Genomic DNA, 15401 nt, shown 5'->3' on the forward strand with positions numbered 1-15401 from the left:
GGGACATCCCGGGGACGAGGTGAGGACGTGACAGAGTGAGGGGGACCCCGCAGGTCATAGACCGGTCTGCCAGTGCGGCTCCGGACAGAGCACACTTGACGCGTCAATCAACACCATGTCACGCACCATATAGCGAAGCCGATAAATCGGTCTATGGTGCGGCCCCGCACGCCGGTGTCTCCCGTTCACTCCCGCGCCCCGGACAGGGTGATCTTCAGGAGGGTGGCGGCGGGACCGGTGGGAGTACGGCCCCGCCGCCAGACCGCCCGCAGGCGGCGTTCGAGGTCGATGCCCCGGGTGGGCACCTCGGCCAGGCGGCCGGTGGCCAGTTCGGCCTCCACGGCGTAACCGCTGAGCACGGCGGGGGCGGCGCCTTCGCGCGCGGCTCCCTTGACGGCGGTGTTGGAACCGAGCTCCAGCCGGGGCGCGGCGGCGGCGTGACCGGTCAGCGCGCGGTCCAGGGTCTCGCGGGTGCCGGAGCCCCGCTCTCGGACGACCAGCGGGGTGGCGGCGAGCTCGGCGGCCAGCAGCGCGGTGCGGCGACGCGCCCAGGGATGGTTCGGAGCGACCACCACGACGAGCCGGTCGGTGGCCACCACCCGGGAGGTCAGCCCCGGCGGGACCGAGGGCCCCTCCACGAAACCGAGCTCGATTCCACCGCTGACCAGCCTCGCCACCTCGGCGGAGTTCTGCACGTCCAGCCCGACCTGGATCTGGGGCTCGCGGTTCTGCAACTCCCCCAGCCAGCGCGGCAGCAGGTATTCGGCCACGGTCATGCTGGCCGCGATGTGCAGGTGGGCCGCCCGGCCGTGCCGTACCGCCTCCGCGCCGCGCATCAGCTCCTCGGCCGCCGCCAGCACCTGTGTCGCCCAGGCCGAGACCATCACGCCCTGCGGGGTGAGCGTGGAGCCGCGCGGGGTGCGCTCCAGCAGGGGCAGCCCGAGGCGGCGTTCCAGCAGTGCGATCCGCTTGCTCGCCGACGGCTGGGCGATTCCCGCCGCCCGGGCCGCCTGGCCGAGGCTTCCCAGCCGATCGACGTCGACGAGCAACCGCAGGGACCCGAGATCGGGCAACTCGCTCATAGCCCTAGGCTATGACCTCACAGGGAGATGACGGCTACTGGCCGCGCCCGTCCTGGCGAACACTCAGCTTATGGCCATAACCCCGCGCTCCGCTTTTACCGGACATATCGCGAAAAGGCATGTCTCAGCCGGGGCCCGTGAGCCGGGCGCGGGCCCATCCTCCGGCGACGCCACGCCTCCCGATCCGCCGCCCGGTCCGCCGCCGGGGACGCCGGAGCGCGCGGCGGCGGCGATCGGCGCCCTCGCACCCGGCCTGGGCGCGGCGGTGGCCGTGGTGATCCTGTCGACGTCACTGAGCCGGATCATGCCGGGAGTGAGCCCCGCCGTCGTCGCGGTGGTCTGCGGCGTGGCACTCACCAACCTCGGGGGGCTGCACCGATCACTGCGCCCGGGCCTGCGGTTCGTGAGTCGCCGGCTGCTCCGGCTGGCGATCGTGCTGCTCGGACTGCAGATCGCTCTGCCGGAGGTGCTCGCCCTGGGCTGGCGGGCGCTCACGGTGATCGCCGTCGCCACCGGGGGCACGTTCCTGGTCACGCGGTGGCTCGGAGGACGCCTCGGGGTCAACCCCCGCAGGTCGCTGCTCATCGCGACCGGGGTGTCGGTGTGCGGGGCCGCGGCCGTGGCCGCCATGCACGAGGTGGCCGGCAGCGACGACGACGACGTGGCGAGCGCGGTCAGCGTGGTGGTCCTGTACGGCAGCGCCTCTATCGTCGCGCTGCCCCCGCTCGCGCGGCTGCTCGGCCTGACCGAGCACCAGTTCGGCATGTGGACCGGCGCCTCGGTCCATGAGGTCGCCCAGGTGGCGGCCATCGGCGCGGCGGCCGGCGCCGGAGTGCTGGCGAGCGCGGTGGTGGTCAAGCTGGCCCGGGTCATCCTGCTGGCCCCGATCGTGGCACTGACCTCCGCCGCCCTCCGCCGCGCGGAGGTCGCTCGCCCGTCCGTGCCGTCCGCGCCGGGCTCCCCGGCGGTGGAAGCGGGACGGCGTCCACCGGTGATGCCCCTGTTCGTGGCGGGATTCATCACGATGGTGATCGTGCGGAGCGCGGGCGTCGTGCCCGCGGGGGTCACCCAGGTGCTGCCGCAGGTGACGGGATTGTTACTCGCCGCGGCACTCTTCGGGCTGGGGACGGGCGTCAACATCAGGGAGCTGGCACGCGGCGGCCGATCACTGCTGCTGGGTGGGATGGCCACGGCGGTCATCGGCGTGATCTCACTGCTCGGGGTGGTCATCGTCGGCTGATCTTCAAGTGGACGTCTCCTGACAACCCCCGTAACGTGCACCTTTGGAACAGGCGATCCCATTTACATCGTTCCATAAGGGCGACCGACGGCCCGGACGAGGAGACAGAACCCGCTCATGCGTACCACCCAGCAGCCCATCGACAGCGTGCTCCGCCCCTCCGACGAGGTGGCCGAAGCATTGGCGCAGGGCGCCCCGATCGTGGCACTCGAATCCACGATCATCTCGCACGGCCTGCCCCAGCCCCGCAACCTGGAGGTCGCGGTCGAACTGGAGGAGATCGTCCGCGAGGCGGGGGCCGTGCCCGCGACGATCGCGGTGCTGGACGGCGTTGCGCACGTCGGTCTGACCCCGGACGAGCTCAAGCGAATCGCCACCGAGCCGGGCCTGCGCAAGCTGGGCTTTCGTGACCTGCCCGCGGCCGCCGCGCTGAAGGCCAGCGGGGCGACCACGGTCTCGGCGACCTCGTTCCTGGCCGCCCGAGCGGGCATCCGGATCTTCGCGACCGGTGGTCTCGGCGGTGTGCACCGCGGATGGACCGAAAGCCAGGACGAGTCGGCCGACCTCGACATGCTGAGCCGTACCCGCATCACCGTCGTCTGCGCGGGCGTGAAGTCGATCCTGGACGTCCCCGCCACGCTGCAGCGGCTGGAGACCCGCGGCGTCAGCGTCGCCGGCTTCCGCACCGACGAGTTCCCCGGCTTCTACCTGCACACCTCGGGCGAGCCGGTCGACTGGCGGATCGAGACCCCGGCCGAGGCCGCGGGGATCATGCGGGCCCAGGACGCGCTGGGCGGCCCGGAGACCGCGCTGATCGTGGCCAACCCGGTGCCGACGGCCGACCAGCTCGACCCCGCCCTGCACGACCGGGTCCTCGCCGAGGCCCTGGCCGCGGCCGACCAGCAGAAGATCACCGGTCAGGCCATCACCCCGTTCCTCCTGGAGTATCTGGTGAGGGGCACCGACGGCGCCTCGCTCGAGGCGAACCTGGCCGCCGTACGAGGCAACGTCCGCGTCGCCGGGCAGATCGCGGCGTCGTGGAGCCGGGGAAACTGAGGACGTCGTGACCGGAACGGGCCTGCTGGTCATCGGTGACGTGGTCACCGATGTCGTCGCACTTCACGGGGGACCGGCCCTGGCCGGGCTGGCCCTCGGCACCGACACCGCCGCCGACATCGTGCTGCGCCCGGGCGGCTCGGGGGCCAACACGGCCTCCTGGGCCGCCCATCTGGGCGCCGACGTCCGGATCCTGACCCGGGTCGGCTTCGACACCGGCGAGTGGCACGCCGCCGAACTGCGACGCGTCGGGGTCCGGCCGCACCTGCGGATGGACCCCGACCGCCCGACCGCGGTGGTGATCGCCATGGTCGACGCGACCGGGGAGCGTTCCATGCTCACCAACCGGGGCGCGGGCGGGCACATCGGCATCGACGACTGGGACGAGAGCGTGCTCGACGGGGTGCGCCACCTGCACCTGTCGGGATACACCCTGTTCGCCGAACCGGGCCTGCAGCTGGCTCGGCTGGCCATGGCCGAAGCGGCCCTGCGGGGCGTCACGATCAGCGTCGACCCGGCCTCGACCGGTCCACTACGGTCCTTCGGCCCGGAGCGGTTCATCCAGGAGACTCTAGCCGCCCAGCTGATCATCCCCAACCTGGACGAGGCGCTGGTGCTCACCGGCGAGAGCTCCGCGGAGCGGGCCGCCGAACGGCTGAGCCTCCGGTACGGCGCGGCGGTCGTGAAGCTCGGCTCCCGGGGCGCCCTGATGGCGAAGGACGGAAAGTTGACCGCTCGGGTTCCCGGAATCACCACGGAAGTGGTTGACTCGACCGGAGCGGGGGACGCGTTCGCCGCCGGCCTGTTGACCGCCCTGCTGAGGGGGGCCGACGACGAGGCCGCGCTGGACGCGGGCCGCCGGGCCGGAGCCGAGGCCGTCACAGCCGTAGGCGGCCGGCCCCGCATCCTCGCGTCCGAAATGGGTACGAACCAGCTTTACCCTCTTAACACCAATTGATAGCTTGCGGCGTAGGCTGCACCATTAGCCACATGCGTCACTTTGGGGAGGTTGCGGTCCGCCGATGGATGCCGAGTCATCGATCTGCCTGAGTGATCTGGTTCCGGCCCTGCGCTGGAGCCGGCCACAGCAGATCGCCGAAGCCCTGGCCGACCCCCGCCTGCCTGCGGGCTGGTGGTCCTCGGTCACCCTGCCCAAGGCCCTCGGCGCCGCCGGGCTCGACTGGGTCTGCGACCGGCTGGCCCGGCTCTCGGTGTCCCGCTGGGATCATCTGCCGCTGAGCGACGTGCTGCCCGCGCTGCACGTGCACACGGTCGATCCCACCCTGCCCGGCTGGTCCGAGCCCGCCCGTTCGGCCATCGCCGGGCTGGGCGGCTGGTCCCGGCTGCGTCGCCTGACCACCGGCGACCTGAGCGGCCCTTCGGCTCCCGCCTCTCCCGAGGTCGTGGTGACCGCCATGTTCCGCGAGGTACTCAGCCGGATCCCGGTGGCCGGCGAGCAGCCCGTCCCGGTCGCCGCGGAGGCTCCCGCGCAGCCGGAGCAGCAGGTACGGCGACCGGAGCAGCAGACGCCACCGCCGGTTCCGCAGCAGGCGCCACCACCGGTGCCACAGCAGGCGCCACCACCGGTGCCACAGCAGACGCCGCCCGCACCGCAGCAGGCGCCGGTGGCCGAGCCCGCCGTCCCCCAGCCCCAGCCCCAGCCCAATCTCACCGACTATCCGCTGGTCCGCCTGGTGGACAACATGTTCCGCGACTGGGGTCCGCTGGAGCGGGCGGTCGCCGTGGAACGGCTGTTCGCCGTCGACCCGATCAGCCTGCGCGCGCTGGCGCACAAGCTGAACGCCGGCCGTGACGCGCTCTCCATGGCCCAGCGCGCCGCCGAGGAACGCATCCTGCTGTGGTTGCGTTCCTCGGAGTCCGCGCCGCTCACCGGCCACATGTTCGGGCTCACCGAATGGCTGGGCGCCGCCGCGACGCAGGAGCAGCTGATCGGCGCCGACCCCGCCCACCCCGTCGAGGTCCCCGCGCTTCGTACTCCGCTCTGGCGAGTGCTGGTCACGCTCATGCCCGACCGGCGGCTCCAGGACGGCTGGCTCGTCGTCGGCGATCTGGGAGGCCTGCGCGAGCGCACCCAACAGCTGCTGGCGGGCAAGCCCGCCGACGCCGACGTGGTCGCGCTCATGGAGCACCAGCTCGGCATCCGCACCCACTCCGCGCAGGCCTGGCTGGACGCGCTCGCCACCACCGCCACGCGCGACGAGGTCTCGGCCGGCGACCCCGGCTCCGAAGGCGGCAAGCAGCTTCCCCGCCGCACGCCCGGGGCCAACGGTCACCACCACCGCGGCGGCCAGCCGATCCCGCAGGTGAACGCCAACTCCATCGACCCGCGCGCCGCCCTGGCCGCGCTGTCGGCGCTGTCCGGCGGCAACACCCGCCCCCACCTGATCACCAGCCAGCGTGCCCCGCTCCCCCCACCGACCACCCCGGCCACCGATCCGAGCCGCTGGCAGCGGATCGAAGTGACCAGCGAGCACCTGCGAGGCGGCCCGGTCGCCGTTCCGGAGGGGTATGCCACCCAGCTCGGCATGCGTCCCGGCACGCTGCTGTCGGTGACCGGCCCCGGCGACAACGCGGTGGTGCTGGTCTGGCGGGACCACCCGGTCTTCGACTCCCTCCAGCCGGTGCTGATGCGCCTGAACGCGCGTCCGGGCGACCAGGTGTACGTCACCGTGGACGGCTATCGCCTGGACGCCCAGCTGCCCAGCTGACCTGCCGGAAACAGGAGACCGCGAATGCGCGCGCGCCCCGATCGACCGGTCCGGGGCCCGCGAGAACACCGAACTCGGGAGGCGCCGCAGGTCACGCCCTCGGTGTCGGACCGGAAGGTCCGCGCAGGACCGAACCCGGCAGGCCCCCGACGCCACGCCCCCGACACCGCTGGGCCGGCGCCGCGGGGCCGGCGACGAGGGCGTGATCACGCGAAGGACGCCGGTCGGCGCCGGATCGCGGCTACGCGACGGGCGCGGCTTCGGAGGAGGCGGTGCGCCGGCGCTGCCACAGGCTGTCGACGGCGAGGGGCCCGCCGCCGCTGAAGGCGATGGCCAGGCTGGTCGCGGCCAGAGTGAGGACGAACTCGAAGCCGCCCTTCTCCACGAAGAACCCGTTTCCGGCGTGCAGGAACACGATCGCGCCGAGCATGTCCAGGGCGAGCAGGGGGCCGAAGACCGGCAGCCCCGCGCCCAGGATGAAGGCGATTCCGCCGACGACCTCCAGCACGGCCACCGCCGGCGCCGCCACGCCCGCCAGCGGGATTCCCAGCGAGTCGAAGAACGCCGTCACCCCGCTCAGGCCCGTCGCCGTGAACTTCTGCCAGCCATGGGCGAAGAAGACCACCCCGATGACGACCCGTCCCACCAGCAGAGCGATGGGCCGTACCCGCTCAAGCATGGCAACTCCCTCTAATCGTTCGAATTTGAACCACACCCTAACCGTTAGTTCAAATTTGAACAAGCCATAGAATGGCGAGGTGAAGGACACGAGATGGCTCAGTGAGATCGAGCTGAACGCCTGGATGGCCTACGTCACCGCGACCCACCTTCTGGAGCGGCGCGTCGAAGAGCAGCTGAAGGCCGACTCCGGGCTCACCCATGCCCAGTACGAGATCCTCGCCAAGCTCTCGGCCGCCCCGGAGCGGCGGATGCGGATGACCGAGCTCGCACGCAAGGTGGTCGTGTCCAAGAGCGGGCTCACCTACCAGATCGGCCAGCTGGAGAAGAACGGCCTGGTCGAGCGGACGACCTGTCCCTCCGATGAGCGGGGCGTCCTCGCCGTGCTCACCGACGAGGGGATGCACTGCCTGGAGCGGACGGCCCCGGGCCATGTGGCCGTCGTCCGCGCCTTCCTGATCGACCAGCTCACCCCCGAGGAGCTCCAGGCCATGGCGCGGATCATGTCGAAGGCCGCGGCGGTCATGACCTCGACGCCCGGCCCCTCGGCCGAGGCGGCGGCCGGTGACCGGCGGCCGGGTGCCCGGCACCGTGCCGCGTTCGGCTGACAGCGGGCCCGGTGCGCGACCGCAGGCCGTACGGAAGACAAGCAGGCCGTACGGAAGAGAGGGACGAGACCGCGTCGCGGGGTTCGACCGGCCGCGCGGGAATCACCGGGTCACCGGGTGGTCGGCAGGCGCAGATGCTCCTCCACCAGGGCGAGCAGGGCACGGACGGCGGCGCTGGGACGGCGCGTGGAGGAGGTCGCGACGGCCAGGGTCCAGCGCAGGACATGATCGGAGACGTGCAGTACGCGCAGATCCGGGCCCTTCGGAGCGGCGAACTCCGGAAGGAAGGCCACGCCGGAGCCGTGCCGTACGAACTGCGCGCCGACCCCGATGTCCACGACCTCGAGGGCGACCTGCCGTTCCAGGCCGGCCGCGGCGAACGCCTGGTCGACGACTCCCCGGTTGCCGTAGCCGACCGGGAAGTCGATGAACTGCTCGTCGGCGAGATCCGCGAGGGGCACGCTCCCCCGCCCGGCCAGCCGGTGGTCGGCCCGTACGACGAGCACCAAGGAGATCGTGACCAGTTCCTCGCCGGCTACGCCGGGCTCGGCGTCGCCACGCGACTCGTCACGGCCAGGGTCGCGCTGCTCGGCTTCGCCGTGGCCGTCCTCGCCGTCATCGCGGCGGTCACCGGGCGGCTGCTGAGCCGGACCACGGACGCGTCGTAGAGGCGATCACCACCGGGGCCCCTGCCATCAGGCCGCGCCTGGGTCCCCGGTGCCGGACGTCCCCTGAGAGATCGCCCGGGGGGAGGAGCCGGGGCGCGCCCGCCCCGCCACCCCGGATGCGGCGAAGACCGAGCGCGCCTACCTCCAGATCACAGGCCGGACAGGCCCAGCTCCCGGGCGATCAGCATCCGCTGGACCTCGCTCGTGCCCTCTCCGATCTCCAGGATCTTGGCGTCGCGGTAGAAGCGGCCCACGGGATACTCGTTCATGAACCCGTAGCCGCCGAAGATCTGGGTGGCGTCGCGGGCGTTGTCCATGGCGGCGTCGCTCGCGACGAGCTTGGCGATGGCCGCCTCCTTCTTGAACGGCTCACCGGCCAGCATCTTGTCCGCCGCGTGGTAGTAGGCCAGCCGGGCGGTGTGGGTGCGGACCTCCATGTCGGCGATCTTGAACTGGATGGCCTGGTAGTGGCCGATCGGGTGGCCGAACGCCTGGCGCTCGCGCACATAGCGCAGGCACTCGTCCACGCAGCCCTGGGCGAGGCCGACCGAGAGGGCGGCGATCGCGATACGGCCCTCGTCGAGGGTCTGCAGGAACTGCGCGTAACCTCGGCCCCGCTCGCCGAGCAGGTTGGCCGCCGGAACCCGGCAGTCGGAGAAGGACAGCTCGCGGGTGTCGGAGCAGTTCCAGCCGACCTTGGAGTATTTCTTGGAGACGGTGAAGCCCGGCGTCCCGGCCGGGACCAGGATCGTGGAGATCTCCGGCTTACCCCCACGGCCCTGGGGAGAGGCCTCATCGAGGCCTTCACGATAACCGGTGATCGCGGCCACGCCCACGACGCCGGTGATGTCGGTGCCGGAGTTGGTGATGAACGCCTTAGAGCCGTTGATCACCCACTCGTCCCCGTCCAGCACGGCCGTGGTCCGCATGCCGCCCGGCACGTCGGAGCCGCCGCCGGGCTCGGTCAGGCCGAACGCGCCCAGCATCTCGCCCGACGCCAGCCGGGGCAGCCATTCGGCGCGCTGCTCGGCCGTACCGAACCGGTAGATCGGCATCGCGCCCAGCGAGACCGCCGCCTCCAGGGTGATGGACACGCTGGAGTCGACCCTGGCCAGCTCCTCCAGCGCCAGGCAGAGCGCGAAGTAGTCGCCGCCCATGCCACCGTGCTCCTCAGGGATCGGCAGCCCGAACAGTCCCATCGCGCCCATCTGCCGCACGATGTCGTAGGGGAACTCCTCGCGTTCGTAGAAGTCCCCGATCACCGGAGCCACCACGTCGCGGGCGAACGCCTCGACGGTCTTGCGCAGGTCCTCGTACTCCTCGTCGAGCTTGGGCATCGTCACTCCTTGACGTCTTGATCGGTCGCCGGGCTCGTTCCCAGTGCCTGAACGACCCGCGAGGGGCTGGGGCGGCCGAGCTCGGCGGCCAGCCAGGTGCTGGTCTCCACCAGCGATTCGAGATCCAGGCCGGTCTCGACTCCGAGACCGTGCAGCATCCACACCAGGTCCTCGGTGGCGAGGTTGCCGGTGGCGCTCTCGGCGTACGGGCAGCCTCCGATGCCTCCGGTGGAGGCGTCCACCACGGTCACGCCCTGCCGGAGGGCGGCGAGGGTGTTGGCCAGCGCCTGGCCGTAGGTGTCGTGGAAGTGCACGGCGAGCTGAAAAGGACCGCCGAAGGCGTCGATCAGCGCGCTCACGTGGCCCGGGGTGCCGACGCCGACGGTGTCACCGAGCGACAGCTCGAAGCAGCCCAGATCCAGCAGCCTGCGGCCCACGGCGACCACCTGGTCGATCGGCGTCGGCCCCTCCCACGGATCGCCGAAGCACATCGAGACGTACGCCCTGACCCTGAGCCCGTGCTCCAGCGCCCTGGCCACCACCGGCTCGAACATCTCGAACTGCGACTCCAGCGACCGGTTGAGGTTCTTGCGGGCGAAGGTCTCGGTGGCGCTGGCGAAGACCGCGATCTCCTCGACGCCGTGCTCCAGCGCCCGGTCGAGACCCCGCTCGTTCGGCACGAGCACCGGGTAGCGCACGCCGGGGACGCGCTCCATGCGGGTCAGCAGCTCGGCGGCGTCGGCCAGCTGGGGCACCCACTTGGGGTGCACGAAGCTGGTCGCCTCGATCACCCGGTGCCCGGCGGCGGCCAGCCGGGCGACGAACTCCGCCTTGACCTCGACGGGGACGATCGCCGACTCGTTCTGCAATCCGTCCCTGGGCCCGACCTCATAGATCGTGACCCGCTCTGGCAGCCCCGCCGCCGCGATCCGGTACGGCTCGCGCATCATGTCTCCTCCGGTCCCGCCACGGCCGTCACGTACGGCTCGCGGACGACGACTCCTCCGGCCCCGCCACGATGGCCGTATCCCCCCGCGGCGATCGCGTACGGCCCGGCCGTCACGACTCCTCGTCCCGGCGGACGACCGCCAGCACGGCGTCCATGTCGACCGCCTGGCCGGCCCGGACCGGCAGCTCGGCCACCACTCCGGCGACCGGCGCGGTCACGGTGTGCTCCATCTTCATCGCCTCCACGATGAGCAGCGGCTGCCCCTCGTCGACCTTCTCCCCCGCCGCCACCTTGACCACGAGGACCGTGCCGGGCATCGGGCTGCGGACCGTCCCGTCGCCGGCGCCGCCCGCGCCCGCGCGGTCACCGGGGTCGCCGAGATGGTGCCGGGTGAGCGCCCAGGCGTCGCCGTCCCTGCCGAGCCAGACCGTGTCGCCGTCCCGGGCGACGGCGTAGCGCCGCCGGACCCCGTCCAGGGTGACCAGCAGGTCGTCACCGTCCCGGGCCAGCCTGGCCGGTGCCACCGGGCCCGGCGCGAGCTCCCGGACGCCGTCCACGGGCAGGCGGACCTCGGCCCCGGTGCCGGGCAGCCCCCGCACCAGCACCTCGGCCACTCCGTCGCGGCCCTCCAGCCGCCAGGTGGTCCACGCGCTCTCGCCCAGCCGCCAGCCGTCGGGCACCTCCCACGGGTCGGCCGGCGTGGCCGGCACGCGGTCGTGGTGCAGGACCAGGGCCGCGGCGGCCAGGACGTCGGCGGGAACGGCCCGGTGGGAGACCAGCGCGTCGAGGTGCCGCTCGACCAGACCGGTGTCGAGGTCTCCGGCCGTCACCTCCGGATGGGTGATCAGCGCGCGCAGGAAGGCGATGTTGGTCGGCACGCCCAGCACGGTCGTCGCGGCGAGGGCCCCGTCCAATCGTCGCAGCGCGCTCGCCCGGTCAGGACCCCAGGCGATGACCTTGGACAGCATCGGGTCGTAGTCGCTGCCGATCGTGCCGCCGACCATCAGGCTGGAGTCCACCCGGACGTCGGCGGGCTCGTGCAGCGCGAGGACCCGTCCGCCGGTCGGCAGGAAGCCGCGGGAGGGGTCTTCGGCGTAGACGCGGGCCTCGACGGCGTGGCCGCGCAGCCGTACCTCCTCCTGGGTGAACGGGAGGGGTTCGCCGGCCGCGACCCTGAGCTGGAGCTCGACCAGGTCAAGGCCGGTGACCAGTTCGGTGACCGGATGCTCGACCTGGAGGCGGGTGTTCATCTCCATGAAGTAGTAGTCGCCGGTCGCGCCCTGGACGATGAACTCCACCGTCCCGGCACCGACATAGCCGACGGACTTGGCGGCCTCGACGGCGGCCGCGCCCATGCTCGCCCGGGTCTCGGCGTCGAGCAGCGGGGACGGAGCCTCCTCGACGATCTTCTGGTGGCGGCGCTGAAGGCTGCATTCGCGCTCGCCCAGATGGACGACGTTGCCGTGGGCGTCGGCCATCACCTGGATCTCGATGTGCCGGGGGTTCTCGACGAACCGCTCGATCAGCAGGGTCGCGTCACCGAACGCGGCGGCCGCCGTACGACGGGCGGACTCCAGCGCCTCCGGCAACTCCCCGGCCGAGCGCACCAGCACCATGCCCTTGCCGCCGCCGCCCGCCGAAGGCTTGATCAGTGCGGGGAAGCCGACCCGTTCGGCGGTCTCGGCCAGGTCGTCGGCCGGTTCGGCGATGCCGGGGACGACCGGCACACCGGCCGCCGAGACGGTGGCCTTGGCGCGGATCTTGTCGCCCATGGCCTCGACGGCCTCGGGCGGCGGGCCGATGAACACCAGCCCGGCCTCGGCGCAGCGCCGGGCGAAAGCCGTGTTCTCGGCCAGGAACCCGTATCCGGGATGTACGGCCTGGGCCCCGGTCGCCGTGGCGGCCTCCAGGATCCGGTCGATGTCGAGATAGCCGCCGCCGAGCCGGACCGCGATGTCGGCCTCGCGGACGTGCCGCGCGCCGGAATCGGCGTCGCTGTGCACGGCGACGGAGCGGATGCCCAGTTTCCTGAGCGTGCGGATGATCCGCAGGGCGATCTCGCCCCGGTTGGCGATGAGAACGGTGTCGAACGTCATGGATGAACCCCGCGAGGCGGATGGGGAGCGAGTGGGCAGGTCATGAGTGCGGTCACATCCGGAAGACGCCGTAGCCGACGGGGTCGAGGGGGGCGTTGGCCGCGGCGGACAGGGCAAGGCCCAGGACGGTGCGGGTGTCGAGGGGGTCGATGACGCCGTCGTCCCAGAGGCGGGCGGTGGAGTAGTAGGGGTTGCCCTGGTCCTCGTACTGCTTGCGGATGGTGTCGGGATCGGCGTTGCCGACCGTGGAGAGCACGTTCGCGGCCTGCTCGCCGCCCATCACCGAGATGCGCGCGTTCGGCCACATCCACAGGAACCGGGGCGAGTAGGCGCGCCCGGCCATCGCGTAGTTGCCCGCTCCGAAGGAGCCGCCGACGACCACGGTGAACTTGGGCACCCGCGCGCAGGCGACGGCGGTGACCATCTTGGCGCCGTGCTTGGCGATGCCTGCCGCTTCGTACGCCTTGCCGACCATGAACCCGCTGATGTTCTGCAGGAACACCAGGGGGATGGCGCGGCGGTCGCACAGCTCGATGAAGTGCGCGCCCTTGAGCGCGGACTCGCCGAACAGGATGCCGTTGTTGGCGATGATCCCGACGGGATGACCGTGAATGTGGGCGAAACCGGTGACGAGCGTGGAGCCGTACTCGGCCTTGAACTCCAGGAACCGGCTGCCGTCCACGACACGAGCGACGATCTCACGCACGTCGTACGGCGTGCGGGTGTCGGCGGGGACGATGCCGTACAGGTCGCGGGGGTCGTGCGCCGGCTCCTCGGCGGGGACGCGCTCCCAGGGGAAGGGGTCGCGCGGGGCGAGGGTGGCGACGATGTCGCGGACGATCCGCAGCGCGTGGCGGTCGTCCTCGGCGAGGTGGTCGGTGACGCCGCTGACGCGGGCGTGCAGGTCGCCGCCGCCCAGTTCCTCGGCGGTGACCTCCTCGCCGGTCGCGGCCTTCACCAGCGGTGGGCCGCCCAGGAAGATCGTGCCCTGGTTGCGGACGATCACCGCCTCGTCGCTCATCGCTGGGACGTAGGCACCGCCGGCCGTGCAGGAGCCCAGAACCGCGGCGATCTGCGGGATGCCCCGCGCCGACATGGTGGCCTGGTTGTAGAAGATCCGGCCGAAGTGCTCGCGGTCGGGGAAGACCTCGTCCTGTTTGGGAAGGAACGCACCGCCGGAGTCGACGAGGTAGACGCACGGCAGGTTGTTGTGGAGGGCGACCTCCTGGGCCCGCAGGTGCTTCTTGACCGTGATCGGATAGTAGGTGCCGCCCTTGACCGTGGCGTCGTTGGCGACGACCACGCACTCGCGGCCGGAGATCCTGCCCACGCCGGTGATGATCCCGGCGGCGGGGGCCTCGTCGCCGTACAGTCCGGTGGCGGCGAGCTGGGAGAGCTCCAGGAACCGGGAACCGGGGTCGAGCAGGGTGTCGACCCGGTCGCGGGGCAGCAGCTTGCCCCGGGACACGTGCCTGGCCCGCGACTTCTCCGGTCCGCCCAGCCCGGCGGACGCCAGCCGTTCCCGCAGGTCGGCGACGAGCCGCTCGTTGACCTCGGCATTGGCCTTGAAGCCCTCACCGCCCGGGTCGCAGGCGCTTCGCAGCACCGGCCAGCCACTCATGCGAGCCTCCCTTTGCCCGGCTTCGTCATCGCCGGGTTAATGGTCACTAACTCCACTCCCGATGTTAGTCATCATTAACGCCACCGTCTACCATGCGAGATGTGACGACTGCCCAGACCTCTACCCGCAACCGCGGGTCCCGGCGCATGGAGATTCTGGACGCCGCCGCCGGACTCTTCGCGGCGCGCGGCTTCCACGGCACCTCCATCGAGGACATCGGCGGCGCGGTCGGCACCTCGGGCCCGGCCCTCTACCGTCACTTCAGCGGCAAGGAGGCACTGCTGGCGGAGATGCTGCTGGACATCAGCGAGCGCCTGCACACCTCGGCGGCGAACCGCGTGACCGAGGCCCCCGACGCGGAGCACGCCCTGGACGCGCTGCTCACCGGCCAGATCGAGTTCGCCCTCAGCCACCCCGCGCTGATCACCGTGCACGACCGCGAGCTCGGCAACGTCCCCGAGCCCGCCCGCCGCCAGATCCGCCGCCTGCAGCGGCTCTACGTGGAGGAGTGGGTCACCGTGCTGAGCGAGCTCTACCCGGCCTGCCCTCCACCCCGCCTGCGCGCCGCAACGCACGCCGTGTTCGGCCTGCTGAACTCCACCCCGCACAGCGCGGGCGAGCAGCCTCCCGAGGCGATGGCCGAACTGCTGCGGAGCATGGCGCGCGCGGCGCTTGCCACCGTCCAAAGTTAAGGATCGCTAACTCTGACTGCCCGGCACCACCGATCGGGCGGCCGCCGTGACGGCTTGAGCCGCCGCGGGCGCGCGCACGCCCCTCCGGTTTCTCCGGGTCCTTCGGCCTGTCTGCGGGAGCGTCGTCGTGGCCTCGCACGACGCCCGGGGCATCCGGCCGGTGGCCGCCGGGCAGGCGGCCACCGATCGGTCGGGGGTCAGCGGTGCTCGTGGCGTCGCTGGCACCGCATGCAGAAGCGAGCCAGGGGACGGGCCTTCAGCCGTTCGAAGGGGATTCCCAGGCCGCAGTCGCCACAGCGGCCGTAGGTCAGCTCGGTGATGTCCCGGAGGGCGTGGCGCACGACGGCGGTGCTTCGCTCGGCGGAGGCGATGTCGGCGAGGATCTCGGGCTTGGCCGAGACCTCCACCGCGTCGTTCACCACGGCCTCCAGTTCGGCCAGCTGCCTGGTCCAGCGGAACAGCTGCTCTTCCAGCTCCTCGCGGATGGCGTCGAGCTGGACGCCGCTGAGGTGGGTGTCGACGGACATGGTGCGTCAGTCCTTTCGAAGGGTGGACGAAGACATGCGTGCCGCGTCGGCGCCGTGGCCGATGGTCCTTCCGGCCGGCCCTCCGGCACGCTTCGCGCGTCTGCAGGACGAGCGGAAC

General features: G+C 71.9%; 15 protein-coding genes. 7 read left to right on the top strand and 8 right to left on the bottom strand.

Translation table 11 applies throughout. From position 1 onward, the window contains the following. Nucleotides 1–185 precede the first annotated feature (185 nt). Complete coding sequence (locus ACQPYK_RS33290) at nt 186–1082, bottom strand: LysR family transcriptional regulator (protein WP_433239774.1); 897 nt, start codon at nt 1080–1082, stop codon at nt 186–188. Between the two features lie 70 nt (nt 1083–1152). On the opposite strand from ACQPYK_RS33290, the gene ACQPYK_RS33295 reads away from it, so the two are divergent. From ACQPYK_RS33295 to ACQPYK_RS33310, 4 genes are all read left to right on the top strand, one after another. After that, the gene (locus tag ACQPYK_RS33295; RefSeq protein WP_433239777.1) at nt 1153–2322 is read left to right on the top strand and encodes a YeiH family protein; all 1170 of its coding nucleotides are present in this window, start codon (nt 1153–1155) and stop codon (nt 2320–2322) included. A gap of 117 nt (nt 2323–2439) precedes the next feature. Continuing rightward, nucleotides 2440–3378, top strand: coding sequence for a pseudouridine-5'-phosphate glycosidase (locus ACQPYK_RS33300; RefSeq protein WP_433239780.1), 939 nt, complete (start codon nt 2440–2442; stop codon nt 3376–3378). Nucleotides 3379–3385: 7 nt separating this feature from the next. Next, a complete protein-coding gene (locus ACQPYK_RS33305; protein ID WP_433239783.1) occupies nt 3386–4336 on the top strand; it encodes a carbohydrate kinase family protein in 951 nt (316 codons plus the stop codon). A 64-nt stretch (nt 4337–4400) separates the two neighbouring features. Continuing rightward, on the top strand, nt 4401–6107 hold the full coding sequence (locus ACQPYK_RS33310; protein ID WP_433239786.1) for a hypothetical protein: 1707 nt from the start codon (nt 4401–4403) through the stop codon (nt 6105–6107). Nucleotides 6108–6348: 241 nt separating this feature from the next. On the opposite strand, the gene ACQPYK_RS33315 is transcribed toward ACQPYK_RS33310, so the two are convergent. After that, nucleotides 6349–6786, bottom strand: a complete 438-nt coding sequence (locus ACQPYK_RS33315) for a DoxX family protein (RefSeq protein ID WP_433239789.1) — start codon at nt 6784–6786, stop codon at nt 6349–6351. Between the two features lie 79 nt (nt 6787–6865). Between ACQPYK_RS33315 and ACQPYK_RS33320 the strand changes: the two genes are divergently transcribed. Further along, nucleotides 6866–7393, top strand: coding sequence for a MarR family winged helix-turn-helix transcriptional regulator (locus ACQPYK_RS33320; protein WP_433239792.1), 528 nt, complete (start codon nt 6866–6868; stop codon nt 7391–7393). 110 nt (nt 7394–7503) lie between these two features. Here the strand turns inward: ACQPYK_RS33320 and ACQPYK_RS33325 are convergent, their stop codons facing one another. Further along, nucleotides 7504–7899: a LysR substrate-binding domain-containing protein gene (locus ACQPYK_RS33325; protein ID WP_433239795.1), complete on the bottom strand. Its 396-nt coding sequence runs from the start codon at nt 7897–7899 to the stop codon at nt 7504–7506. Here ACQPYK_RS33325 and ACQPYK_RS33330 point away from each other — a divergent pair. Continuing rightward, on the top strand, nt 7876–8061 hold the full coding sequence (locus ACQPYK_RS33330) for a hypothetical protein (RefSeq protein WP_433239798.1): 186 nt from the start codon (nt 7876–7878) through the stop codon (nt 8059–8061). The genes ACQPYK_RS33325 and ACQPYK_RS33330 overlap by 24 nt on opposite strands. Nucleotides 8062–8210: 149 nt before the next feature. On the opposite strand, the gene ACQPYK_RS33335 is transcribed toward ACQPYK_RS33330, so the two are convergent. From ACQPYK_RS33335 to ACQPYK_RS33350, 4 genes are all read right to left on the bottom strand, one after another. Continuing rightward, a complete protein-coding gene (locus tag ACQPYK_RS33335; RefSeq protein ID WP_433239801.1) occupies nt 8211–9398 on the bottom strand; it encodes an acyl-CoA dehydrogenase family protein in 1188 nt (395 codons plus the stop codon). A gap of 2 nt (nt 9399–9400) precedes the next feature. Continuing rightward, on the bottom strand, nt 9401–10348 hold the full coding sequence (locus tag ACQPYK_RS33340) for a hydroxymethylglutaryl-CoA lyase (protein WP_433239804.1): 948 nt from the start codon (nt 10346–10348) through the stop codon (nt 9401–9403). A 109-nt stretch (nt 10349–10457) separates the two neighbouring features. Beyond that, the gene (locus ACQPYK_RS33345; protein WP_433239807.1) at nt 10458–12443 is read right to left on the bottom strand and encodes an acetyl/propionyl/methylcrotonyl-CoA carboxylase subunit alpha; all 1986 of its coding nucleotides are present in this window, start codon (nt 12441–12443) and stop codon (nt 10458–10460) included. 52 nt (nt 12444–12495) lie between these two features. Then, nucleotides 12496–14064, bottom strand: coding sequence for a carboxyl transferase domain-containing protein (locus tag ACQPYK_RS33350; RefSeq protein WP_433239810.1), 1569 nt, complete (start codon nt 14062–14064; stop codon nt 12496–12498). Nucleotides 14065–14156: 92 nt separating this feature from the next. On the opposite strand from ACQPYK_RS33350, the gene ACQPYK_RS33355 reads away from it, so the two are divergent. Further along, nucleotides 14157–14756: an SACE_7040 family transcriptional regulator gene (locus ACQPYK_RS33355; protein ID WP_433239813.1), complete on the top strand. Its 600-nt coding sequence runs from the start codon at nt 14157–14159 to the stop codon at nt 14754–14756. A gap of 197 nt (nt 14757–14953) precedes the next feature. Here the strand turns inward: ACQPYK_RS33355 and ACQPYK_RS33360 are convergent, their stop codons facing one another. Continuing rightward, nucleotides 14954–15283 carry a TraR/DksA family transcriptional regulator gene (locus ACQPYK_RS33360; RefSeq protein ID WP_433239816.1) on the bottom strand — a complete coding sequence of 110 codons (330 nt, stop codon included), beginning with the start codon at nt 15281–15283 and terminating at the stop codon, nt 14954–14956. Nucleotides 15284–15401: the final 118 nt, after the last annotated feature.

The sequence above is a fragment of the Streptosporangium sp. CA-135522 genome, assembly GCF_050949235.1.
GTDB lineage: Bacteria > Actinomycetota > Actinomycetes > Streptosporangiales > Streptosporangiaceae > Streptosporangium.

Excerpts from the sequence above, each read along its gene's own strand:
- ACQPYK_RS33290 (WP_433239774.1), bottom strand. The coding sequence starts at position 1,082 with ATGAGCGAGTTGCCCGATCTCGGGTCCCTGCGGTTGCTCGTCGACGTC.
- ACQPYK_RS33295 (WP_433239777.1), top strand. The coding sequence starts at position 1,153 with ATGGCCATAACCCCGCGCTCCGCTTTTACCGGACATATCGCGAAAAGG.
- ACQPYK_RS33300 (WP_433239780.1), top strand. The coding sequence starts at position 2,440 with ATGCGTACCACCCAGCAGCCCATCGACAGCGTGCTCCGCCCCTCCGAC.
- ACQPYK_RS33310 (WP_433239786.1), top strand. The coding sequence starts at position 4,401 with ATGGATGCCGAGTCATCGATCTGCCTGAGTGATCTGGTTCCGGCCCTG.
- ACQPYK_RS33315 (WP_433239789.1), bottom strand. The coding sequence starts at position 6,786 with ATGCTTGAGCGGGTACGGCCCATCGCTCTGCTGGTGGGACGGGTCGTC.
- ACQPYK_RS33335 (WP_433239801.1), bottom strand. The coding sequence starts at position 9,398 with ATGCCCAAGCTCGACGAGGAGTACGAGGACCTGCGCAAGACCGTCGAG.
- ACQPYK_RS33340 (WP_433239804.1), bottom strand. The coding sequence starts at position 10,348 with ATGATGCGCGAGCCGTACCGGATCGCGGCGGCGGGGCTGCCAGAGCGG.
- ACQPYK_RS33345 (WP_433239807.1), bottom strand. The coding sequence starts at position 12,443 with ATGACGTTCGACACCGTTCTCATCGCCAACCGGGGCGAGATCGCCCTG.
- ACQPYK_RS33350 (WP_433239810.1), bottom strand. The coding sequence starts at position 14,064 with ATGAGTGGCTGGCCGGTGCTGCGAAGCGCCTGCGACCCGGGCGGTGAG.
- ACQPYK_RS33355 (WP_433239813.1), top strand. The coding sequence starts at position 14,157 with ATGCGAGATGTGACGACTGCCCAGACCTCTACCCGCAACCGCGGGTCC.
- ACQPYK_RS33360 (WP_433239816.1), bottom strand. The coding sequence starts at position 15,283 with ATGTCCGTCGACACCCACCTCAGCGGCGTCCAGCTCGACGCCATCCGC.